The 24,123-nt window shown below is 44.7% G+C and carries 20 protein-coding genes and 2 tRNA genes; 1 reads left to right on the plus strand and 21 read right to left on the minus strand.

Translation table 11 applies throughout. From position 1 onward, the window contains the following. Nucleotides 1-2: 2 nt before the first annotated feature. The 17 genes from HUU58_13290 to HUU58_13370 all read right to left on the minus strand — a co-directional run bounded on the left by HUU58_13290 (nucleotide 3) and on the right by HUU58_13370 (nucleotide 18,308). Nucleotides 3-3,344 carry a caspase family protein gene (locus HUU58_13290; GenBank protein ID NUN46646.1) on the minus strand — a complete coding sequence of 1,114 codons (3,342 nt, stop codon included), beginning with the start codon at nucleotides 3,342-3,344 and terminating at the stop codon, nucleotides 3-5. Continuing rightward, the gene (locus HUU58_13295; protein NUN46647.1) at nucleotides 3,345-5,981 is read right to left on the minus strand and encodes a glucosidase; all 2,637 of its coding nucleotides are present in this window, start codon (nucleotides 5,979-5,981) and stop codon (nucleotides 3,345-3,347) included. Between the two features lie 775 nt (nucleotides 5,982-6,756). Further along, on the minus strand, nucleotides 6,757-6,981 hold the full coding sequence (locus HUU58_13300; protein NUN46648.1) for a DUF433 domain-containing protein: 225 nt from the start codon (nucleotides 6,979-6,981) through the stop codon (nucleotides 6,757-6,759). A 633-nt stretch (nucleotides 6,982-7,614) separates the two neighbouring features. Next, nucleotides 7,615-8,046, minus strand: a complete 432-nt coding sequence (locus tag HUU58_13305) for a hypothetical protein (protein ID NUN46649.1) — start codon at nucleotides 8,044-8,046, stop codon at nucleotides 7,615-7,617. 9 nt (nucleotides 8,047-8,055) lie between these two features. Beyond that, nucleotides 8,056-9,768, minus strand: coding sequence for an RHS repeat-associated core domain-containing protein (locus HUU58_13310; protein ID NUN46650.1), 1,713 nt, complete (start codon nucleotides 9,766-9,768; stop codon nucleotides 8,056-8,058). Nucleotides 9,769-9,882: 114 nt separating this feature from the next. After that, entirely contained in the window at nucleotides 9,883-10,434 is a 552-nt protein-coding gene (locus HUU58_13315; GenBank protein NUN46651.1) for a hypothetical protein, read from the minus strand. After that, nucleotides 10,434-11,636: an RHS repeat-associated core domain-containing protein gene (locus HUU58_13320; GenBank protein NUN46652.1), complete on the minus strand. Its 1,203-nt coding sequence runs from the start codon at nucleotides 11,634-11,636 to the stop codon at nucleotides 10,434-10,436. Before HUU58_13320 ends, HUU58_13315 begins: the two co-directional genes overlap by 1 nt. A 92-nt stretch (nucleotides 11,637-11,728) precedes the next feature. Then, nucleotides 11,729-12,220 carry a hypothetical protein gene (locus HUU58_13325; protein ID NUN46653.1) on the minus strand — a complete coding sequence of 164 codons (492 nt, stop codon included), beginning with the start codon at nucleotides 12,218-12,220 and terminating at the stop codon, nucleotides 11,729-11,731. A gap of 198 nt (nucleotides 12,221-12,418) precedes the next feature. Next, a complete protein-coding gene (locus tag HUU58_13330) occupies nucleotides 12,419-12,637 on the minus strand; it encodes a hypothetical protein (protein ID NUN46654.1) in 219 nt (72 codons plus the stop codon). Nucleotides 12,638-12,861: 224 nt separating this feature from the next. After that, on the minus strand, nucleotides 12,862-13,296 hold the full coding sequence (locus tag HUU58_13335; protein ID NUN46655.1) for a hypothetical protein: 435 nt from the start codon (nucleotides 13,294-13,296) through the stop codon (nucleotides 12,862-12,864). Nucleotides 13,297-13,640: 344 nt separating this feature from the next. Continuing rightward, nucleotides 13,641-13,707: transfer RNA gene (locus HUU58_13340), tRNA-Val, on the minus strand. 226 nt (nucleotides 13,708-13,933) lie between these two features. Beyond that, nucleotides 13,934-14,404 (minus strand): hypothetical protein, encoded by a 471-nt coding sequence (locus HUU58_13345; GenBank protein ID NUN46656.1) that lies wholly within the window; start codon nucleotides 14,402-14,404, stop codon nucleotides 13,934-13,936. 115 nt (nucleotides 14,405-14,519) lie between these two features. Continuing rightward, nucleotides 14,520-14,750: a hypothetical protein gene (locus HUU58_13350; protein ID NUN46657.1), complete on the minus strand. Its 231-nt coding sequence runs from the start codon at nucleotides 14,748-14,750 to the stop codon at nucleotides 14,520-14,522. A 488-nt stretch (nucleotides 14,751-15,238) separates the two neighbouring features. Next, nucleotides 15,239-15,313, minus strand: a tRNA-Val gene (locus tag HUU58_13355). A 90-nt stretch (nucleotides 15,314-15,403) separates the two neighbouring features. Then, nucleotides 15,404-16,225 carry an orotidine-5'-phosphate decarboxylase gene (pyrF, locus tag HUU58_13360; protein ID NUN46658.1) on the minus strand — a complete coding sequence of 274 codons (822 nt, stop codon included), beginning with the start codon at nucleotides 16,223-16,225 and terminating at the stop codon, nucleotides 15,404-15,406. Further along, the gene (locus HUU58_13365) at nucleotides 16,222-17,067 is read right to left on the minus strand and encodes a rhomboid family intramembrane serine protease (protein NUN46659.1); all 846 of its coding nucleotides are present in this window, start codon (nucleotides 17,065-17,067) and stop codon (nucleotides 16,222-16,224) included. The genes pyrF and HUU58_13365 overlap by 4 nt, the downstream gene beginning before the upstream one ends. A gap of 17 nt (nucleotides 17,068-17,084) precedes the next feature. Beyond that, nucleotides 17,085-18,308 (minus strand): site-2 protease family protein, encoded by a 1,224-nt coding sequence (locus tag HUU58_13370; protein ID NUN46660.1) that lies wholly within the window; start codon nucleotides 18,306-18,308, stop codon nucleotides 17,085-17,087. Between the two features lie 11 nt (nucleotides 18,309-18,319). Between HUU58_13370 and lpxB the strand changes: the two genes are divergently transcribed. After that, complete coding sequence (gene lpxB, locus HUU58_13375; GenBank protein ID NUN46661.1) at nucleotides 18,320-19,525, plus strand: lipid-A-disaccharide synthase; 1,206 nt, start codon at nucleotides 18,320-18,322, stop codon at nucleotides 19,523-19,525. A gap of 114 nt (nucleotides 19,526-19,639) precedes the next feature. Here the strand turns inward: lpxB and HUU58_13380 are convergent, their stop codons facing one another. The 4 genes from HUU58_13380 to HUU58_13395 form a co-directional block, all read right to left on the minus strand. Further along, the gene (locus HUU58_13380; protein ID NUN46662.1) at nucleotides 19,640-20,590 is read right to left on the minus strand and encodes a hypothetical protein; all 951 of its coding nucleotides are present in this window, start codon (nucleotides 20,588-20,590) and stop codon (nucleotides 19,640-19,642) included. 125 nt (nucleotides 20,591-20,715) lie between these two features. Beyond that, complete coding sequence (locus HUU58_13385) at nucleotides 20,716-22,833, minus strand: adenylate/guanylate cyclase domain-containing protein (protein ID NUN46663.1); 2,118 nt, start codon at nucleotides 22,831-22,833, stop codon at nucleotides 20,716-20,718. Nucleotides 22,834-22,860: 27 nt separating this feature from the next. Further along, nucleotides 22,861-23,418, minus strand: coding sequence for a hypothetical protein (locus HUU58_13390; protein ID NUN46664.1), 558 nt, complete (start codon nucleotides 23,416-23,418; stop codon nucleotides 22,861-22,863). Nucleotides 23,419-23,433: 15 nt separating this feature from the next. After that, a partial coding sequence (locus tag HUU58_13395) for a PorV/PorQ family protein (protein NUN46665.1) occupies nucleotides 23,434-24,123 on the minus strand: 690 nt, incomplete at its 5' end.

Here is a 24,123-nt window from a genome sequence, read left to right on the forward strand (position 1 = left end):
GATTACTTCATTCCTATCGGAAAATCCTGCCCCCAAATAAAAATCGTCGGATACTGTTCTTCTCCCTTATATTTTTTTGTGATCTCCGGGATTTTATCATCCACATACGCTTTGATACTTGAGACGGTCAATTGACCGTTGGGTAAACCGGCTTGACCGCCCAGCGCATCAATCAAAACATACGTAAAAGCGCCGTGTTTGAGTGCGGCTAACTCCGTGGCAAATTGTTCCTTCGTCGTGGATGCGTAGATCACCGACCCCGAAGCCCGACTCAGTTTGGCTAAGGCATTTTCCTCTGCCGCACCGCGCACGGCAAACTGCTGAGCAAACGCGCCTGAATTGCAGGCATCCACGAACATGACTTGTTTGGTCGCTTTGATATCAGACAAAATTTTACGCATTTCGGTCCCGGAAATACCTTCCTGCGCACACTTCATCGGATCCGACATTTGTGTAACTTCACTGAGGATATAAAAAAATTCATTCCGCGATGGACCGTTTTCTTCGATATCCATGGCCATGCCATGACCTGCATAAAAAATAATCAACACATCTTCCGGTTTCGCCGCGGCTTGTATGGATGCCAATGCTGCCAAAACGCCGGCCCGGTTGGCTTCTCGATCAAGTAAAAGTGTGGTATGTATATTGGAAAATATTTTCTTCGCTTTGGGCGTAATCGCATCGACAAAACCTTGCGCGTCGCCGACACAGTAATTTAGGTTATACTTGGCATTACGATACTGATTGATACCGACAGCCAAAATATGCATATCCGGTTTTGATAAGATCGGCTTACGGTATGTAAGAAGCGCTATGACGGGATTGGACTCCGATTTATCATCCGACATTCCGATAGCCGACAGTTTATTTTCGCCTTCCGACAAAGTGACGGAAAATTCATGTTCTATTTTTTTATCACGTGAGGTTGTTTTAAATCCTCGAATATTTTCTCCGACCGCCTTGCCATTATTAAACAAGCGCACACCCCAAACCCCGCCGCCGGCGTCTTCGGCGATAATTTTTATTCGGATGACCCCGTTGCTGATATGTGCCGTTTTTTCGTTTTCGGAAACCAGTGGTACATACTGACCGTTATGACCTAATGCCAGTAGTTTAAGCGTCGGCGGTATTTTAACGCCTTGAAGCAGGCCGTCCGAGCTACCCATGGTTTCAATAGCGCGACCCGCTAACTTAGCCTGTATAATATCCGGCCGAAAATAGGTTTCAAAAAAATTATCAATCGTGTACACCTGATCGCCGGCCGAAATATTGATATTACGGGCGCCTGCACCGCCGGCATCAAAGTACCCTTCGCGTGTCATGGTGACCCAATCCGCATCACCGAGCGAAATGAATGAAACATACTCCGCCCCGGATTCGACGTCCCACATGCGAACACTGCCATCCGCGCCTGCCGTAAATGCGCTTTTGCTGTCCGGAGAAAAACATACTAATCCTATCGTGCCGGTATGTCCTTTTAATGTGCGCCATTCCGTTCCGTTATCATTACGCCAAATCTTGATTGTTCCGTCCGCACTTCCGGACACAGTCCACCTTCCGTCGGGTGAAAGACCTGCCGCCGTAATTCCCTCATACGGTTTCATGAAAGCCAGCGGGATCAATGTATTAAAACTGCGAATCAGTTTTCCCGACTGACTGTCCCATAGTTTCAAGGTATTATCTTCATGACCCGAAAGAATCATTTTTCCATCGAAGCTAACGGAGACGCACCGCGGTGTTCCCGCTTCACTGTGCAACTCAAAAACCAATTGCCCGCTTGGTATATCCCACACGGTCAATAATCCGTCGAACGGCGCATAAGGCGTTTTCCAAAACCCGATGACCACCCGCCGCGAATTCGGAATAAACGTTATGTCGCTCCAAGTGATGTGCGGCGATCGCCATGTACTCAACATCACACCGTCGCGGGTCTGGTAAGCCGCAAATTCATTTTCATTGGCCGAAATAGCTATTTCGCCATCATCGGACAATGCCGCAAACGGGACTTCTGTTTTGAAGGTGCGCAAGGGTTGTTTGGCCGTGATGTCCCACAGGGATGCCACGGATGCGTGATCCACTAACAAAGCAAACTTCCCATTGTTTGAAATCGCAACACTTTGCACGTCACTGACTGTCGAAAGAAAGGCCGCCGCAGGTTTTCCGGAGCGGACATCAAAAAAGCGGAGTCTGTTTTCGGAATTTGCTAGGATGAGCGATCCACCGTCCGGGGTTGTGCGTACGTCATTTATTCGACCTTGCACGACACCCTGATAACGCAGGATAGGTTCCGTCGTATCATTATTCCACATATGAATACGCCGACCGTCTATACCAAAAATCGTAGACCCGTCCTTCATAAATGCACAGGCCTTGATACTGACGACCCCATTCTCAGCTTTCATTTCATCGACCTTGCGATACGAATCCGCTTGCAGTTGGCGCAATGGTTCGCCGGTCTTTCTATCCCATACATAATACCCTGATAATTTATGAGCGGATAGAATTTTCTTTTCATCCGGAGAGAAAAAAATCGAAATGGCTTCATCCATTTCATCACTGGCAAACATAGCCGGCTCGGTTTCATAACCGAATGTGCGCACACTTAGCCCCGCCGTGATGTCCCAAAGTTTGATTGTATTGTTCCTTTCGCCCGTTACGACATAACGCGTATCGCGCGTAATGGCGGCCGTCATGGCGTTTGATGAATCCAACTTCCGGATGGTTTGTCCGCTCAATAAGTCCCATATGTGCAATCGCTCTGCCGTGGTGGCGATCACCCCATCGGGTCGGTCATAGAGACGGGAGATGGCTTTTTTACCGTCATCCGATATACATAGGAGGGATCCGACATTTTGAAAGCGACGTTCTTCTTTTCCTGTTTGTAGACTGTATTCGATGACCGCATCCTCCGATGACGATACCAAAATCGAATTCCATGCGGGCCGCACCAGCATGGCGGTCATTTCGTAATTCAACCGTATTTTCAATTTTCGAACACCCGAAACACTCTCCCAGATCATGACACTCGAATCTTTCGACGATGCCGAAACAATGGTTTTCCCGTCCGGAGAAATGGCCACATGCGTCACGGGCGCGGTGTGTCCTCGAAACGTTCGCACCTCCTTGGCGGACGCGATTTCCCAAAGTTTGACGGTAGCATCGGTACTTCCCGTCACCAAAAAACGATCATCGGATGTTTTGTCAAGCCCGAGTACTTGGCTCGAATGACCGGTTTGAACGAATATGCTGAGAGCGCCGGAAGTTGGAGTCTGTGCCGATAAAAATGAAGCGACGCATATGAAATAAAAACACAAGCGTAACACCAGAGACCACAATGCATTCATTTATCGTCTCCATTCCTGAAGCAACGTCGCGATCAGGCCCGTCCATCCCGTCTGATGGGAAGCGCCCAGCCCGCGCCCGGTATCGCCGTGAAAATATTCGAAGAATAATACATAATCTTTCCAATACGGATCGTTTTGAAACTTCTTAATGTCGCCATAGACAGGACGATGCCCATTGGCGTCGCGTGTAAAAATGCGAATCATCCGCTCCGCGATGTCCTTTGCCAGATCTTTGGGGCGAATCAATTTGCCGTCGCGTGTGGTTCCGAAATCATCGCCGTACGCTTCCGAAAATTTCTGCAAAGCGTTGATCATCAGGTAACTCGTCGGAAACCAGATCGGGCCGCGCCAATTGGAATTCCCGCCTTTGATTTTGCTGGTCGCCTCGGCCGGTTCGTATTCCACTTTTTTCTCACCGAAATAATACGGATGCTCGGCATGGTATTTGGACAAACTGCGCAGTCCTGCCGGTGATAAAAATTCCTCCGGATCGCACATACGCTCCATGATACGCTGCAGCTGATGCGCATCCACGATGGACAAAATGTGACGGCGATTGGAAGCATCCGTTTCGTCAATATACACGCAGCGCTGAACGATGTCCGGGCGATTGCGTACAAACCAATCCAGATTGGAAACAAATTCTTTATTCGCTTCGACATCTTTGGCATTGAGAATGTCTATCGCGTACATGGCGATGAGACCGACCAAAGAGCGCACACGAAATTTTTCGTAACCGCTGTGATTGGGATAGACCAATACATCATAAAAAAATCCGTCCTGTTCGTCCCACAGTTCGATGCCTTGCTCGCCCATGTTTTTCATCGCGGCACCGACGTAGATGTAGTGCTGGACAAATTTTGTGGCAAGACCTTCATAGACTTTATTGTAGCGCGCCAGTTCGAGACAGATGCGCATGAGATTGAGGCAAAACATACCCATCCATCCGGTCGCATCGGACTGCTCCAGCACCGCACCGCCGGGCAGTTTTTCGCTGCGATCCACGACGGTGATATTATCCAGTCCGAGAAATCCGCCTTCAAACACATTATTGCCCGACGCGTCCACTTTATTGATCCACCAGGCAAAGTTCATCAGCAGTTTGTGAAAACATTTTTCCAAAAATACCAGATCGGGTTTGCCGGTACGATCGCGATCCATCGTATAGACTTTCCACACGGCCATGGCGTGCACCGGCGGATTGAGATCGGAAAATTCCCATTCGTACGCCGGGATTTGCCCGTTGGGATGCTGAAACTGCTCGAAAAGCATGATCCACAACATTTCTTTGGAGTACTCGATATCCAGATCGGCAAAAGCGATCGTGTGAAACGCCAGATCCCACGCGGCAAACCAAGGATATTCCCATTTGTCGGGCATGGAGATAATGCGCATCGAGTTCAGATGGCGCCAGTGGTGATTGCGTATCGTCCAGCGCGATTCGGAGGGCGGCATCGTAGGATCATCACCCGTCAGCCAGCGATTGACATCGTACAGGTAGATTTGTTTGGTCCACAAAAGGCTCGCATACGCCTGGCGCATGACATTGCGTTCATCGGCGCTGAGTTTGGGCGGGTACACGGTTTCATAAAACTCGTCCGCTTCGTTTTGGGACGTTCTTACTTTTTCGTCAAATTTTTCAAACGGCGCCTGGAGTGTCTCCGGCGTCAACCGCAGACGATATACTTTGCTGCTTTTGGCCGGTATCGTATCCGTGTAGTGAAAGCACGACTTCGTCCCGATATGATCCGGATTGATGCAGTTTTCTTTGTTCACGATATAGCGGTGAAAAGCATCTTTGACATGCGGTTTGGCGCTCGGTACGCCGTAGAGTTTTTCGTGATGGGATTCGTTATCCGTAAAATAAATTTCCGGATTGCCTTCGGCGTAGAGATAGCGTTTGCCGAGTTGATACAGAAAAGGAAGATTTTTAAATGTCTCCATCGTCGTATCGTCGCTGATGACGCTGACGAAGTTTTTTCCTTTCGGACCCGGTACGATGGTCGGTTCGCCCGTACGCGGTTTACTCCAGCCCCAGCGATTGCGAAACCAATAGTTGGGCACGTAGTGAAACGGTGCATCCTGATCGCCGCGGTTATGCACTTCCACGCGAATAAGTATATCCTCCGGCCCGGCTTTGGCGTATTCGATAAAAACATCAAAGTACCGGTCCTCATCAAAAAGACCCGTATCCAAAAGTTCAAATTCTTCCCCTTGTCCCTGACGGCGTTTGTTTTCGTCGATCAGCCACTGATAGGGATATTCCGCCTGCGGGTATTTATAAAGATATTTATTGTATGCGTGCGACGGTACGCTGTCGAGATAAAAATAATATTCTTTCACGTCTTCGCCGTGATTGCCTTCCAGCGGCGTGAGGCCAAACAAACGTTCTTTCAAAATCGGATCTTTGCCGTTCCAAAATGCTGGAGCAAATGTCACGACCTGATAGCGGTCACACCATCCGGCGATGCCGTCTTCGCCCCACCGAAAAGCTTTGCTGCGTGCATGGTCATGAGAAAAGTACGCCCATGCATTGCCGTCTTTGCTATAGTCTTCGCGCACCGAACCCCAGGAGCGTTCCGACACGAAAGGGCCCCATCGGCGCCACGGCGGTACGCCGGGCGTAAATTCTTTCATCCGCTTGTGTTCGGCGGTTTCTTTGGACTCCGCCGTTTTGGCATCGGCTTCATTGGGTGAAGGGTTGACGGTCGGATTGGCGGCAATGGCCTCGCGCAGTTTTTTGGCATCTTCTACGCCGAAAATCATCGTTTTGGGTGTGGCTGAAGACGTTTTTTTTCCTTGCGACTTGGACTTTTCAGAAGGCATGGAACCTCGCAGTGTAAAACTTTATGAGAACGTATAAATACTTAGGTAGACGGAGATTGGTACAGGTAGTTTATCTGACCGGGCGAAGAAATTCAAGAGGAAAACTTCGGAGGGAAATTTGAGTTCAATGCGAAATAGAATTTCGCCTGAGTACACGTGCGGTTCATCTGTTAGCTTGCGATCATGTGGATATTAAAAAAAATGTAAAATATTTCGATGATCGTTACATCGGTTCTATTTTACAAGACATCTCTATATCGTACTTTCTTGGCCGTAAGTACGACAAAACGGTTGGGCAATTCGTTCGATTTTTCAAGAACGGTATGTAAAGCGCTTACAATTTTATCCAGTTCCTCAGATCGGTACCGAAGGAAAATTACGCCTTGAGCTTTGGCTTTATGCGCAAATATCCATTCTCCAAAATCGCTGTCTTCGGTCAGGAGGATGGCCGCAAAATCACGCGCCAGTGCTAAGACCGTTTCGTCGGAAACGCTTGGGTATTTTTCGAGAACGGAAATGACTTCGAAGGATGTGCAGCGTAGAGTTTTGATAAGATTGTAATTAAACGCTTTCGTCGGCCAGTATCCTAATGGACAAGCATTTCCTCCTTGGCTATGACGTCCACCGAATAGGAAAGCGCCGCTAAAACATCTTCCTTTGTTAAATGCGGATACCCTTGCAGTAAGGCTTCCATCGTCATACCATCTGATAATTTACGTAAAACCAATTCCACCGTAATGCGCGTACCTTTAATGATCGGCTTTCCAAGCATGATGGCGGGATCGGTTGTGATGCGTTCGCGATAATCCATAGAATACCTCCGTTTTAATTATAAAACATTCCCGTATGTTTAGCAATACAAACCCATATTTCAGCTAACGCAATATAAACTTTGGATTGCACCATCGCGCTATCAGTGTAGCGAAGAAATTCAAGAGAAAAACTTCGGAGGGAAATTGTGTTCAATGTGAAATAGAATTTTGCCTGAGTACACGTGCGCAGTTCATCGATTGGCTTGCGACCAGGTAAACGTCACGGAACTCTGTGGGTCAACGTGTGTTGTACGAGTCATATCGCTAGCCGGTGAGAGCAAATTAAAAACCAAAAATGATGCAGGGGAGAAGTCTCTCCCCTCGCCTAAGATATAGATAGGCGACGTGGCCACGCTTACGGCGTGGAAATGTCAGCGTCCAGTAAGGGCGTGGTAGATCAGGAAAGCGATGAAAAAATGTCAATCGAAAGCATGAGCCTGCCTCGCGCACCAAACGCGGGGTGTAGCGGCGCTTAGGCGAAAGCACGCGAAAGCGAGATGTCGTTCGGATTCAAGAATGATAAGGCAGCAGGAGATGGTCCAAAGGATCAAGCACACAGAAAAATTCACCGCAATCAGCAACAACGATGCGGAAAACCACTTATAGCCCGTGTAAACCACAAGATAAAACATTTAGAGATAAAGAATTTTAAACACCATAAACAGGAGAATTAAAAACAAGATTATTTGTGTGTAAACGAAAGAATAATTTGCCGTGACGGTTGCGTTCCTTGGCATAATAATCGATATGGCTTTAAATAGTCGATATGTACCACCGAATGCGCCCCAATAGCCGAAAAGCTTCCCATCTGCAAAGTAACAGGTTTTAACTGAATCTCCGCTTTTATAAGTCACTTTGATAAAACAATTCACAGGATCAGTCCCTTGCAAACCTAGATGCAAAGCAATCAAGTTCGATATTTCTATTTTATTTTTTTTCCCAATGAAACTGATTTGACCGTGCTCTATTCTTAATTTCCCTTTATCTCTTTTAAAGGCCTCCTCAAAGTTCATTTTCAATTGCGGGTGGTCTCTATACCAAATTCCTCGATATGTTTTGTTCACATTCTTTCCTTATTTTAGAATTTTCCAACCCCAATCTATCGCAGCACCCAACCCTTCTTTTGTTGCAATCACCCCTGTTCCGAAACTATTGCTAACAAACCTGCCGTTAACCAAACCGAGAGTATTACTTGCAGCTCTGTATTGAGGCCCCGTAGCAAAGCCCGTTCCTCGAACAATTTTATCAGCCGCAAACCCAAATCGAATTGCAGCCCCTGCGCCTGTTGCGGTCTTTACCAGTTGGAGGTTTGCTTTATTCTCTGATCCGCCTAACAACACGGCATCAGTTTGTTCTATGAGTGTAGAGGTCGCGTCTGCTGCCAAACTATAAGCACCGGCTAAGCCCGCAAGTGGCAATGTTGCACCGCCAGTCGGCAAAGCCAATATCAGTGAAGCCGTGCCGACATAAAGAGACATATCGCCAGATTGTTGAACTTTTTCATCAACAGCGCGAACCACTTGCGTCGTTGCCGCACCAACAATTGCAGTAGTTGTTAAAGCTTCATTGACATTTTGTTGAAGCTTTCCAACTTGAGATGTCATTTTAGCTTCAGTTTTATCTTTTTGTTCATCCATTCCGCCGCTGAAGAAAGTTCCTATTGCATCTACAAAAGTATCCCAAAATCCACCGCCATCGGAAGGATCTCCCCAAGTGCCATCGTGATCCATGAAATTCATAGGATCATTTCCTACATATTGATAAGGAGAAAGATATTGGCCAAGTGGATCAATTGAATGCCACCTGCCAAGCTGTGGATCATAATAGCGAGCACCAAAATGGTACCAATTTAGACCGAGATATTCTTCAATCTCTTTACCATTGTAAATGACTTTATTGTCAATTGTAGGTGTTCCAAGACCCTCTATACGAAGGCCAAACGCATAAAAATGAGACTCGTCTTCTACCTCAGCAACGCCATTATTATCATCGTCTATAAACATAACACGAGCGTTACCTAAATGATCACTAAGGGTATACTCGTACCTTACTGAGCCGTTTGACTTGCGTTTTATCCTTCCTACATCTGTAAAGGAGTAATCCAGCGTCCCATTCTTATACACGAATCCTGATACGTAATCCTGTGTGAGGTCGATTGTTCCATTCTTATAAACAGTCTTACGAAGCTTAGCACCCGACACGGTATAAATCCACTCAATCCTATTCTGATGATCGGCCCCGAATTCGACCTTGGTGGGCAGATTGAGATAGTTGTATTCGATACTCGTGATGCCTTTGTTTTTGTCTTGGGTCATATTACCATTGACATCGTAGCTGTATTCAGCCGTTGCCACGGGATTAGCTACATCATAGACCAGATTGGAGCCGTTGTCTGCCATATCATATTTATTATTTCCCGAGATCACAGGGATCGCGTCTCCCACGGACATCAGTTGGTTACCTTTGTACTTGTACGTCAGATTATCCATCGTACCATACCCTGAAGGCTGCCCGCTCGACCAAGCTGTCGCTCCACCGCGAATCAAACTTTGAATATTCCCATTGAGATCATACGTCGCTTGTTCGTTAAACCTTCCCGCATCCTGATTCCACGAGCCGTTGTATTTTTCGTATTCGGCGATGGAGAGCTGATTGATCTGATCGTATGTGTAGCCATAGGCATGGCGTACTGTGGTAGATGAGGCCCATATTTGCTGGCTGATATTACCGTTATATTGCGCCGTGCCCGCGATAGCCGCATCCGTTGATTCGTATTTGAGTTCCATACCGAAAAGATCTGTCCCTAGATTAGCCGGGTCGTTTATTTTTGTCATCCAGCCGCGGATGTTGTACTTGTAATACCCCTTTAAGACAGCACCAGTTATGTTTTCAAAACAAATCTATTTCGGCTTGCGATAAAATCGATACATCAGCCAATCTGTAAATATAGATCCTCTTGAATAATAGTGTGATCCAATCGATCTCTTATTAAACGAAAGATAGAAGATGTTGCTTTCCGGACCTATATATAAACTTACTGTATCCTGATGTAGTGTGAAATCAATTTTGAGTTTCATAAAATAATGGGTTGGGCCCTTGAACACACCGTCTTCATAGTTATTCAAATCATGGACTTGTTGCCTAATCTGCTCCATGTCAAGAGTAGATAAATCAAATATCGAATCCGTTACGCAATTCTCATACTGTTCAGGAAGCACCCAATGGCTAAATTTTTTTACGCAACTATCCATATCAAAGAAATAAATTACAGCATTTTCACTGCTGTCAATTATGGCTAGTATTTTTTCAGTAAAGAATCTGGCATATACACTATCTCTATCATAAAGATAGTTTCGTTGCTGTTGTTGAATTGGACTCAATTTTACTTTTTCACTAACACACGAATTTAGTGTCAAAATACTTGCTACTATAAGAAAAAGATACATTGCCATCACTTTCCTCTCTTAACAGTAATTTGTTCTAATGTTTTCTTCTGGTTTAGAGGAGTAAGAACAGGTTTTCCATCCTTTGTGTCTCCAACCCAAATATAATCATCGTATCCTGTAACAGATACGTTTTTACTGCCTTGGAAAAGATTGGCAAATACCAGACCTACTGCGCCAGCAGAATTACAGCCTACTAATTCCACAGAAACATCTTTGCTAAAAGATACACCTCCATCCGAAAGCGTCTTAAAAATTTCGGTCCCCGACATTTGTTCCGTTATATCCTTCGTACCACTACTATTTTTTGTGGCATTGAATCCAAAATGATCTCCAAGAATACCCTCTCCTGCATGAGACACTAATATCACTTTTGTAACTTGTTGAACATTGCCAATCTCTTTAGGGATACTTGAAACTTCTGATGCTTTATTAACATTTACTATTTTAATATTATCTTTTTGATATCCTGCAGCCTCCAGCTCCCTTGCTCTGGCTTCTGCATAAGCCTGAAAACCTTCCCAAGCCTCGTGCCCATTTTTGTCTTTTAAACCAGACTCATCCCCACCAACTATGATCAGAGCTACACCATTGTTTCCTCCTTCACTTTCTGTGCCGTCGGGATCGACCAAATTCACCGGATCATTGCCGACATAGGCATAAGGTGAAATAAATTCACCAGCTGGGTCAATCGCGTGCCATCTTCCGAGTTGCGGATCATAATATCGAGCCTGATAATCGTACCAACCAAGCCCAAGATCATTCTCAAGTTCTTTTCCGTTGTACGTGAATTTATTATCCGGATTGGATGTGGAAAGCCCTTCTATTCGCATACCGAATGCATAGTACGCCGAGTATTCGAGTGTCTCAGCCGAGCCGTTGGCATCATCATCGGTGAATGTCACACGTGCATTACCCAAGTGATCGGCTAGTGTGTATTCGTACCTCAGAATACCGTTGGATTTGCGTTTGATGCGACCAGTCTCTGTAGAAAAGAAATCGAGAATTCCGTTTTTGTACACAAACCGGCTTACATAATTCTGAGTCAGTGTGAGATTCCCGCTTGTATAAACACGTTTTTCAAGTTTAACGCCCGATACCGTGTACGTCCATTCAATCCTGTTATTGCTGCTTCCAAATTCGACTTTCGTCGGCAGATTGAGATAGTTGTATTCGATGCTCGTGATTCCCTTGCTCTTATCGGAAGTCATGTTACCATTGACATTTTGATGAAACCCAAATAAAGCTTTTTCGGAAGCACCTCTGATCAAGACGTGAATAGATAAAAGTAACTAAGGAATTTTTAAAAATTATATTTATTTACTATTTGTTTAGTTTTGGTATCAAATTTAGAACGATCAACTTTCGAAGCTATGAGTTTGAGTGCCTTTTTATAGTTTGACCAAAAAAAACCTATATTAAAACTGAAATAACCACTGGAAGTTATAACATTTATCCAAATTATTTTAAGAGGCATCCATGATGGGCTAAAACAATTAACACTTTTTATGTCAGTCCAATTAAATGCGTTTTTTTTTCCAATCCATTTCGTTCTATACTTAAATCCCCATGATGAAATGCCTCCTATAGTATTTAAAGAAGTACGATCAGTTAGAATAACAACTAAAATTAAAAACATAAAAATTGTGCTAAAGATGCCTTTCCAATTTTTCACTAGAAAATCAAAACTAAAGTATTTTATTGTGAAATAAGCGGCCAAACAAATACCACAAAGCATAAATAATTTCCATACAATTTTCCATTGTACTCGAATATCTTCTGTCGTTTTAATCATTTTAGAGGCCTCTCTCCTCGCCTCGGCTTTCACGCAGTCAGGCGTGACAATCCTCGGCGTCTCTCTTATTTCCGTTAACTACGTCACGCTCAGTCAAAACAGCGCATCTAGTGTGAGTAATAGATGCAGGATAACTATCTCGCCAACACAACAGACGTATATCTAGAACTTAATACTGTCCACTGTGAGTGAACATAATTACATGTGATTACAAGCGAATTTGATCAAACTAGAAAATACCAAAAAAGCTGTTCCAATAAATACGGTGATTATCCAACGCATCTGATAACCTGGTAAATTCTCCCAGTCATGCCAGTGTTTGAAATAAGTCAACGATATTAGTAGTGCAACTATTGCTGAAAAATAAATAGGATCAATTCCGATACTAACTAATAAATCATAAAGTTTGTCTGCCATTTTTAATTACTTTTTTATATCAGTTAGTTTTATATCAATTTCTACTCCACCAGCTTGAATATAAAACCATCCCCTCGCTTTACACTTTTAATTATCATTAATGTTCATATCCAATTGATTGTAGCATAGGTCCTCGGACACAAAAAAGCTAATTCGCTCCCGCTTGTGCGGATCAGACGAGCAGAGTAGGTAAGCACGCTTTTTATGTAATCCATATTCAACGATTACTTACAATCTCTTTTTGAATTCGGCAAACAGGGATATACTTCATATTTTGTTCCGAAAAGCAATCCCGTCGGAATTCCAACCAATCCTCCCAATAAGCCATTAGAAATAGCAATCAGGAAATAATCACCGGTAGAAAAAGGAACACCGGAATTTCCAAGTTTTGTCAATGCAACGCTTCCGACTGCCCCGGTTGCAAATCCGATCGCCGATCCGCGGTACATACCTTCCTTACGATTGCGCCATGACAGCATGATCAAATCTTTTAATGCCGCACTGTCTCTTTGAGTGGTTTTCACATGTGACCAGATAATATGTGTGTCCGTAAGTGTGATGTGATCGGCCTTTATCGTTCCCTTTTTTTTGACGTTTATTTCACATGTACGGTCATTTAATTTAGAAGTAAGCGCATCTCGATTGGATGCGTTTTCCATATTCACCGAGAACGAACTGGAACAAGAGGAATAAATGACTACATTCAAAAAGAGGAGTATCGTTTTGCTCAATCGAGAAAATATTACGTGGTACATAAGTTCATTTCCTATCTATGTAAATTATTTTTATCTGAAATGATTGTAGAATGAAAAAATATTGGTGTTTAAAGCCCCCGAAATCATCTGTGATTTTTGATTAAAACCGGCAAAACTCTCCGTTACGAAGAACTACATTCATTGAAAATTTTAAGTTAATGTTAAAGTTTCTCAATTAATAAAAATTAAAAAACCGACCATTAATAATTTAATGATCGGTTTTACATTTTGACACATCAAAAATGATGTGGGCGCTCATGGATTCGAACCAAGGACCTTCTCGGTGTAAGCGAGACGCTCTAAACCAGCTGAGCTATGTGTTCGAAACATGCGGTTAAAAATAAACTAAATTTTCAATACCTCAAGAAACGATTGTAATATTTTTTTAATTTTTTCTTCATTCTACACGCCACACCCTCAAAATCTGTTTTATTGAAAAAATCAGTTTAATTCCAGAATCCAACTAATCTTATTAAAGACTTTTCTTTACCATCGTTCAAGAGCGTAATTCTTTCATTTAGTGCTAATCGCCCAATTAGCATCACCACTGCGGTTTGTCAGACCATTCATAACCATAAATATCATTATTTAAGATATCTTTGATATTTGAATTAAACGAATACGCTCCCTCATCACCGTTATTAAAAAACAAGAACTCATTTCTATCTGTATTAATTTTAACATAATAAATAACGCAACTGTTAGTGTCTAAAGTTTTCTCTAATCCAAACTTTATGTTTAAAATATTATCTTGCAGCAATCTAAACAAATCGGCATCGCGGTCAGTCACATAACTTACCAAAAAAGAGTCATATTTTATGTCATTTAAAAACAACCATTTTTCCTCTATATTGAAGGCTACTATTTCACCATCATCGCCGATGCTTAATTTAAAAGTAAGTTTTTCATCTAAATAACTAACATTAAAATGGAGTTCTAAAAGTATGTCTTGTAAAACAACCTTTATGATTTCTCTTATTTTGGCTTGCTTTATTTTCTCTATTTTTTCCATATTGTAACTGCATTATTGAAATGCTTGTTTCCGGCGGCGTAGGAAATAACAGTGAAATCATCACAAACATGCTGTTATTTCAAAAAAAACCAAATGAAACATTACGGAAAATACTTTACAAATTTGTTTCCCAATACTCGTCATATGCTGCAAATAGAACAAAATCATGATCTTTATTTATATCGTAGTCCTTCATTGCTACTACCATACTTTCTACAAAAAAATCTGGGATATGAGCGTTAGTGTCTGTTACTATATCATCTAAAAGTTCTAATTCCAATTCAGATGGGTCCGTAGCATAAACTGCAGTTAGCAGTATCCTGTTTGAATCGACATAGACATCCATGTCGATTCTTCTTAAATTGTTTGTTATTTTAAATGTCAAAAATTTAAGAGCAATTGAGTATAACTTGTGTTTTTTTTGTTCAATTGTCATTTTTTACTTAAACCTTTTTGTGTTTGGATGTTTCTCCTGCATGAGTATCATCTAGCACTTGAACAGCTTCATCTACACTCTTTAAGTAACTTTTCCACCAAGTTTTTTGCTGCCAACAGTACTAATAGTTTAGGCGTGAACGGATTCATGTTCCAAAATGGATACGGGCCCACACCTGTATGGGACCACAGGTAGAACAAAAACCTCTGAAATATATAGCTGAGCAATACAATGGTTGATATATAAACCCACTTTATCTTTAGTTTGCTCTAATTTCATAGTATGGATCTGCTTTCTGCGATAGGATCAATATATGCAGAATAGAAAAACCTTACGTCTTATAAAAGACACTGTGGTAAAAAAATGATTGAAACGATGAAGGAAGATGCTAATAGAAGTGGGCGCTCATGGATTCGAACCAAGGACCTTCTCGGTGTAAGCGAGACGCTCTAAACCAGCTGAGCTAAGCGCCCGAAAAAATGTGGATAGCGAGACGTCACGCCAACGGCGTGACTAAGCGCCCGAAGTATGTACTTCAAAAAACGCGGGGCGAATATAATACCTCAAACCCCCGATTGCAAGAGTTTTCCTATCTGATCGCGTAAATATTCTGTCGCCTTACGTGCCGCATCTTCAAAATCTTTTCCGTTAGAAGCATAAATAATATTGCGGGACGAATTGATCAATGCACGCAGCGTCTCCCCCGATGCGTTGGATTGGACGACGCTAGCCAGGTCGCCCCCCTGCGCTCCGATGCCCGGCACCAAAAAAGGCATATCCCCCGCCGCTTCACGAACGGACTTCATATCGTCCGGATGCGTCGCACCGACGACCAATCCGATATTGCCGGATGTATTCCATAATTGCGATTTTTCGGCAACATGACGATACAAAGGTTTTCCGTCGATCATCTTGTATTGAAAGTCGTGCGAACCGCTATTGGACGTCAGGCATAAAATAAACGCCCCGTATTCGGGATCTTTGACAAAAGGCGACACCGAATCCCATCCCATATACGGATTGACCGTCACACAGTCAAACTCAAGGTCTTCAAAAATAGACTGCGCATACATGGCCGCCGTATTGCCAATGTCACCGCGTTTGGCATCGGCCACGGTGATGATATCCGGATTTTTGGCACGAATATAGGCTACCGTCTCACGCAACGCTTCCATGCCCACCACGCCATGCCCTTCATAAAAAGCAAAGTTAGGCTTATATGCGCCTACCAAATCTATCGTCGCATCCACGATGCGGCAGTTAAATTCCAGAATCGGATTAGGAGCCGAATGCAGAAATTCCGGTATCAAACGCATGTCCGTATCAAGCCCGACACACACCGGGCTCAGCTGCATCGCCTGCTGCAAACGATCGCGAAAGCTCATGGTTTTTTTTGCTCCGCATAGTTTTGACTCGCACGGAGTAATATTTCTTTTTCCTCCGCCGTCAGTTTATCGTAACCTACTTCATTGATTTTATCCAATATCTCATCCACCCGATCACGAATAACCTGCTTGGGTTCAGGCGGTTTGGGTCGGCTCTGAACGGTCATTACCGGCGGTGTAACCGGAGGACGTTCTGCGGTGCGCGGTTTCGGAGTTTCCTGCATTTTCCGCTTGAACCACTCTTTTTTCAAATACAAAAATCCGAAGACCATACCACCAAGATGCGCAAGGTGGGCGATATTATCTCCGCTGGGATTGGCGATATTCATAAACGTAATCACACCGTAGATCATCACCATGTATTTGGCTTTGATGGGAAATAAAAAACTCATCATGATGATTTGATCGGGAAAGGTCATGCCAAAAGCCAACAATATGCCAAACACCGCACCCGACGCACCAACGACAATGCCGTTCGAAAAAAATAAAAATGTCAGACCCGCACCCACGCCGCAGATAAAATAATATTTCACAAATTCACGACTGCCCCACACCATTTCCAGTTCTTTGCCAAACATCCACAGAGCCAGCATATTAAACAAAATGTGAAAAGGATCATTGGCACTATGCAAAAACATATAGGTCACAAGTTGCCAGATTTCGCCATCCCAGATGTAGGGTGACAAGGCCAAATGCATGGATACCCATCGTCCCAATCCAAAAAATATCAGGATGTACTGGATAAAATATACCACGACATTGATCGAAATAAGAAGTTTGACCATCGGATAGTCGGTTCCCAACCACCGGTTATAACTGTCAAATCGGGAATGATAACGCATGCATTAACTTTCTTTATTTAAGGAATCGGTATTTTTTCATACACCGGCAACGGGATAAAACTTACAAAAAAAATAAGGAACGATACAATACCAATCGCAATTCGTTTGTTATCCAGCGGTTCGTCTTCATCCATCACCCGCGGATGTTTAAATCGAATCAAAAATAAAATCAGGAGCGCCCAGATAAACCAGCTCCCCGCGCCATAGAATAAACCGATCGTAATGATCACGGCAAATGCCCCATATGCCACAAAACGTTGCTTTGATCCGATCAGTGCATATAAAATATGACCACCGTCCAATTGGCCGATCGGAAGCATATTAAGCGCGGTGACCAATAATCCAAACCATCCTGCGAAGATAAACGGATAATGCACGATATCATACATCGCCGGCATACGATCACCGGCGAGTTCGTGGCCAAGCCATCTGAACAGCAACGAATCACCAAAATACATCACAGGCTGGCCCGAAAAAATTTCCTCTACATTGTAAAACTGATACGCCCATGTTTTATCCGGGATGGTTGCAAAACCGTATATGAGCACGAATAAACACACCACGAATCCCGCAATCGGTCCTGCCGCACCGACATCCATGAGTTGGCGTTTGTTAATAATCGGCGACTTGATACGAATAAAAGCACCAAACGTGCCGGGCATAATTGTTGTCCCAAGAAAACCCAACCACGGTATCGGCGGAATAAGAATCCCCGGAAGATAATAAGGCAATGTCACATTAAGCTTATGGTAACGCGCGGCAAAATAATGTCCGAATTCATGCGCTGTTAATATACCTAACAGCGAAAAAGAAAACTGAAAACCCATCACCCAATCCCAGTCATCGGACAATGATCTGTTGGTTATCGTTGCGGCGCCCGTCATGAATACGACAGCAAACGTAATAACAAACAAGATGCCATTTACCCAAGGATTGCTTAGCCATGCCCAGCGGCTGGGCGTTTCGACCTCCTGCGTCATCGTGTAACGTCGTATCGGATTCCATGCGGCCGTTACGGGTTCGATCCTGAGCACGATCGTATCTTCCATTCCGCGCGGAATGCGGTTGATGCTGGCAATCGAACTTTTAAGTCCGAGCGGCGCCAAACGTGCCTCGATTTGCGCCATAAGATCCGTGTTGATCTGCGGTGTACGCAAAGCTACGTAGGCGGTATCCCACTCGAAAACTATTTCTTCGATAGCTATCAGATCGCCCAGCGCGGCGCGCAATTGTTCATCCATTATCATTATCCGTGATTTTAAATCTTATTTACATTATCATCGCACCGATGCATAACCTCACTCCGCCACAGCACATCATCTTACTCGCCGGTGAAAAATCGGGCGATCTGTATGGCGCATTATTAGCACAGCGACTTCTGAGTATCAATCCGACTAGCCGACTGTCCGGTATCGGCGGTGATGCGATGCAAAAAGCCGGTGTGCAACTATGGGAAAATACCACGTATCATTCTGTCATGGGCTTCGTTGAAGTTTTTCGTTCGATCCGTTACTGGTTAAAACTGCGAAAAAAAGTAATCCGCCATATCATTGCCGAAAAACCTGCCGCTATTATTCTGATTGATTTCCCGGATTTCAATCTATCCGTCGCACGCTTGATAAAAAAAACGCTGGGAGAACGCAGTCCTTTTATTTTTTATTTTATTCCGCCGCAAGTTTGGATTTGGCGAAAAAAACGCATCCATCGCATCGCCAAATTATGCCATACCGTGTACCCGCTTTTTTCATTTGAAAACGACTTATATCAAAGCCGCGGAATACGAAGTCGCTACTTCGGTCATCCGATTCGCGACATGCTTAGCGCCGGAAAATATCCCCAAAACCCGCATCAAAAGCAAGATAACCACATAACGCTCGGACTTCTTCCAGGCAGTCGCAACCAGGAAGTTGTACGCATACTTCCTATCATGTTACAAAGTATCCTTCTTTATTCGCAACGATCAAGGCAACCCCTTCATCTGTATATAAGTCGCGTCGGCGAAGTAGATGCGTCCATCTATGAAACGACCCATCGGCATTTTCCGACATTAAATATTACATGGTGCCATACGAGCGATGAGGTGATAACTCACAGTGATGCCATCTTGGCCAAATCGGGAACCGTCAATCTCGAACTGATCTACCATCGTAAAGTGTCGTTGATCGTGTACCGTACCGGCACACTCACCTACCTGATCGCACGCGCCTGGTTGCGTATTCGTCATATTTCGCTGATCAATATCCTCGCAGGAAATACCGTCGTGCGTGAATTTATACAACACCACGCCCGGCCTGAATCCATCGCGCAAGAAATCGAGCAATTACTTCTCAATGACGTGTATCGCCATCACATGCTCGACGAACTGGATAAACTGCGCGCCTCACTATTTCCAGAATCGGAATCCCCATCGGTTGTAAATCAGATCGCCGCAGACATGCTCAGTATAATTTGCCGATAACAGAAAAATAAAAGAGGCTGTTTCAGCCGCTCAACTTGATTTTTTCATGCGACGAAAAAATCTTACCCATTGAACTTTTGAAACAGCCTCTTAAAAGCTGAACCGTATTAAATTTTATTTTTTGCCTTCGCTCAATTTGCGTGCTTGCTCTTCGGCGGCTTTGGCCTCTTCCAGTCGGCCTGTTTCTTTGTACAGTGTAGCGAGCATGACGTGCGCTTGCACCATATCAGGCTTCATGGCGATCAAAGCTTTGATGGCTGTTTCGGCTTCTTTCATCAAACCGTAATCGCGATACAATGCCGCACTCAAAAGATACCACTGCGGATTGGTGTTATCATTATTGCAAACTTTGGCCACTTCTTTGATGTCGTCTTCCAACGTTTCTTTATCTTCCGGAGCCAGTAATGAAAACTTGGCTGTCGGAGAAACTTCAGCGCCGGTCGCATCTTTGATGGACCATTGATATTTTTCATCAGACTTCAATTTGGGCGCTGTTTTAGGATACGCAGCTTGTTTTGACCCCTTGATGGTCATTTCGTATTTAAAATCAGAAATTTCACTCGAAATCGTGATCACATAGTCATTGCCCGGTGTGGCGCGGTGGTCGGCCCATTCGAAAACGGGACTATCGTTGATGACTTTGGATTCTGAAGGATATACCGCGGTGATATTACGATTGGCATCACCGGCCCAAGCGCGTGTCGCTCCGGCCATGGACGAATTAGAAGCTTCTCCCCACAACATTCCCGACAGAGATTTGTACAATCCCGACAGGAATGAATCTTCCGTTTTGACGGCCGTAATCACGTGATTTTGTCCGGCTTTCAGAACGACTTCTTTGCCGCTGTAATACATGACGCTGACGGAACTGTTGGCGCTGGCTGTGATCTTATCGCCGGCCAGCAATTTGAGGCTGGGCGATGCTTTTTTTTCTTTACCCGACGCATCGGTTACTTTGATAGTGCCTTTGATGGATGACAGGAACGCGACACCGTTATCCTGCCCGTTAACCGCCGAAAGGCTCAAAGCCAATGCGACGAACCATGTTAACATAAATGACTTCATACCTCACCTCTCTATGTTAGAATACTCATCTCAAAACTTTGTTGAACTGATGTGAATACAAACGAAAGTCATCAGGTAAACCGCTTCGCGCGAATATAATTTAAAACCTCTTGTAAACTCAAGGCTTATTTCGATGTCAGATGGTATGTACCATCCCAATCCGGCGCCGGCGGTTCTGCGATAAACTGCTTACAGCGGTGAATATACAGCTTGGACGGTTCATCCGTATGCGCATAGGTAAGCGCTTGCTCAAATCGGCGGATCGCTTCGCTCCATTCACGTTTGTGGTACAGATCAATACCTTCCTGATAACGTGCCAAAAGATGGCGTGTGTTTTCCGGCAAAGGCTCATTAGCACGACCCAAAAGTTCGTACACTTTGACCGGTTTGGTTTTGCCTTTGACGACGATCATATCCAGTTCGCGCACGATCACCCGCTCACGCACCTGAGCATGGGTAAATTCGCTGATCATCAGATAGGTGCCATATTGTTTATTCGCCGCCTCGAGGCGCGATGCCAGGTTCATGGCATCACCGATGCCCGTATAATCGTATCGGATATCCGAACCGATATTACCAAACACTACCCGGCCGGTATTCACACCGATACGATTGCGAATGGCCGGCATACCTTTAGCCATCCATTTAGCACGAAATTCTTCTAAGGAAGATTGCATGTCCAGCGCTGCATAACACGCATGCAGCGCATGTTCATTTTGCGGCAATGGTGCACCAAATACGGCCACGATCGCATCGCCGATATATTTATCCAACGTACCGCCTTGTTGAAAAATACGTTGCGTCATCGCGTTAAGATAATCGTTGAGCAATTCGACCAATTGTTTCGGTGCCATCGTCTCTGAAATGGACGTGAATCCTTCGATATCCGAAAACAGAATACTGATTTCTTTTTCTTCGCCGCCAAGCTCCAGTTTCGACGGATCCAGCACAAGTTGGTCTACATACGCCGGTGGCGCGTAGCGCGAAAACATTCCTTTGATCTGCTTTTTATCGTGTTCTTCCGTAAACGCCTGAAATATGGATGTCATAAAATATGAAAGCAGAACCACCAGAGACAGGCTTACGGCGGGAATCCACCATCCCCCGGCAAACAGAATATGCGCTCCGGTCCATACGGTGATTAAAAGAACGGTCAGCGTGGCCATTTCGGCGGCGAATCCCAAACGTACCGTAGCCATCACCATAGTGATACTGAGCAGCAGCATACACAGTGCGATCACCGGCCAGCCGGGTTTATCAATAAATGACTTATTAAGCAGGGTGAGAAATGCATTGGCATGTACTTCGGCGCCGTACATCCAATTGCGGCGTGTTTGTTCGAAAAACGGGGTGATAAACCGATCGGGTACAAATTCCGAACCGTTTCCGACAACGATCAATTTATCTTTGAAAATATCTTCCGGCCATTCGATATCGCCGGTCAGCTGACTACTGCGGTAGGTCGTAATGCGGCTCGGCGTCATTTGCGTCCACGTACCGTCCTCCTGTTTCACCCATTCGCTCGGTGCGCTGATATAGTTGATCAGCATGTTGCCTTGGGCATCACGCGGAATACGCGGCAAAAGTTGCCAGCGATTTTCACGTATATCACGGATAAATTCCTCCGCCGGAAGATCCATCATCTGGCAGTAAGCCGCCGCTGAAAAAGAAAGCAACATGGTATTGTCGGACATGGTAGCCACCGGACGCACTTCGCGCACACTCGCTAAACCGCCGCCGCCGGAAATCTGAAGATTGGCATATCCCACGGCTTGCAAAGCGGGACGGAAAAACGGATCCGGTTCCTGTATGCGTATGGAACCGTCTTCACGTTGATGCCAAATCGAAACCGAAACGACATTGCGGGCACGGCGCATCGCATCGCGCAAAAGCGTGTCGCCCCGGGCGTCGAGTTGATCTAACTTATCATAAAAGGCGATATCAAGAGCGATTGTTTTCGCGCCTTTGGCCTTGAGTGTATCAATCAATCGCGCAAGATAACGCCGCGGTAATGGGTCATAATACCCAAAATCCTTTTCGTACGCCTTTTCGTCCACCATCACAACCACGACAGGAATTTGTTCGGGCACATCGGTTCGTATCTTAAACAAAAAATCCAAACCGCTTTCTTCCCAGCTACGAAATGCCGGTGCATGCGCGACATTGAGCCCGACTAATACGGCGACGGCGACGATCATGCTGAGCCACAATTTTTTATTATGGCGCTTGACTTCTAACTTCATACACAACTCCGGAAAATGGGGAACAATTTATCCTTGGATCGGCGCACTTTCCGTGCGCAGAGATACGCCCGAGTCCACCAAGCGGTGCAGGCGTTCATTGATTAATAGAATAGACGTGCTATCGCTAAACCGCATGCGAATGTGGCCGAATAATTTCCGGCGCAACTGAAGATGCAGTACGTTGTTTTGCCAATAAAACGATTTTATTTCATTCCACTGAAATTCCATTTCCGATTGGACATTGACACTCCCGATGCCGATTTCATTGAAAAAGCAGATGCGTGACACAACCGCATTGACAAAAAAACCGACGGCTAATGCTATGCATGCGACCAGATTGGTGTGATTTTCGGCATCGGATAAGAGAATCAGCGCACTGATAAGTAACGTGACAAAAAATCCGCACCAGTACACTATGGTTTCCAAACGCCCTGCGGTCGCCTGATAAAACTGTGCTTTGCCCATCGTGCGTTCACTAAATCGGATGACCGCATATAATTCCTGATAGATATTGGCCAATACCGTAAATACCACAAGCGCATTGAAGATCAGCAGCATAAAAGAATGATTTTCGAACAAGGTCATACCGTGCCGTATGTTTCAGAATTGATATTGAATTGAAAAACGATTGAGTGTACCGATGCCCCATGATGCAAATGAATAATCCACGATATATTTATCGTATTTAAATCCTATACCGGCGGAGGCTCCGGCCATACGATCCAAAAAATCCGAAGAACCTGCATGCAATTCACGGTCACGCTGTAAGCTGTAACCGAGACGTACCGACCAACTTTCGTGCAGCATCCACTCTGCGCCGACTACCGGGCTTTTGATCAGATCATTTTGTATATCGGTAAATGTCAGATTGACCGTAACCGGGGCATTCCGCAGTTTATAATTTACGCCGGCTTGCAATGATAACGGCAGGCTTTCTTTATGGCGGATAAACGGATCACTGACGAAACCCGCATTGAGCAAAACAATGCCCAGGCGCACACGTTCCTCAGGTGAATACTGCACACCGGCATCCATCGCCCATGCGGAAGATGTGAATTCATCAATCGTGCTCCGAATATATTTGAATGTCCCGCCGACGGAAATGTGTTCATCCAACATGCGCGCATAAAAAACATGCCACGCCATATCGTTGGCATGAAATGATGACGTCGCAGCACCATTGGCATCATAACCTTCAAATTCACCGTATGTGAAATACGTTATTCCTACGCCTATATTACCACCCCAACGCGGCAACGGCTGGACATAACTTGCAAAACCTGAACCGAT

Source organism: bacterium, from assembly GCA_013360215.1.
GTDB lineage: Bacteria > CLD3 > CLD3 > SB21 > SB21 > JABWCP01.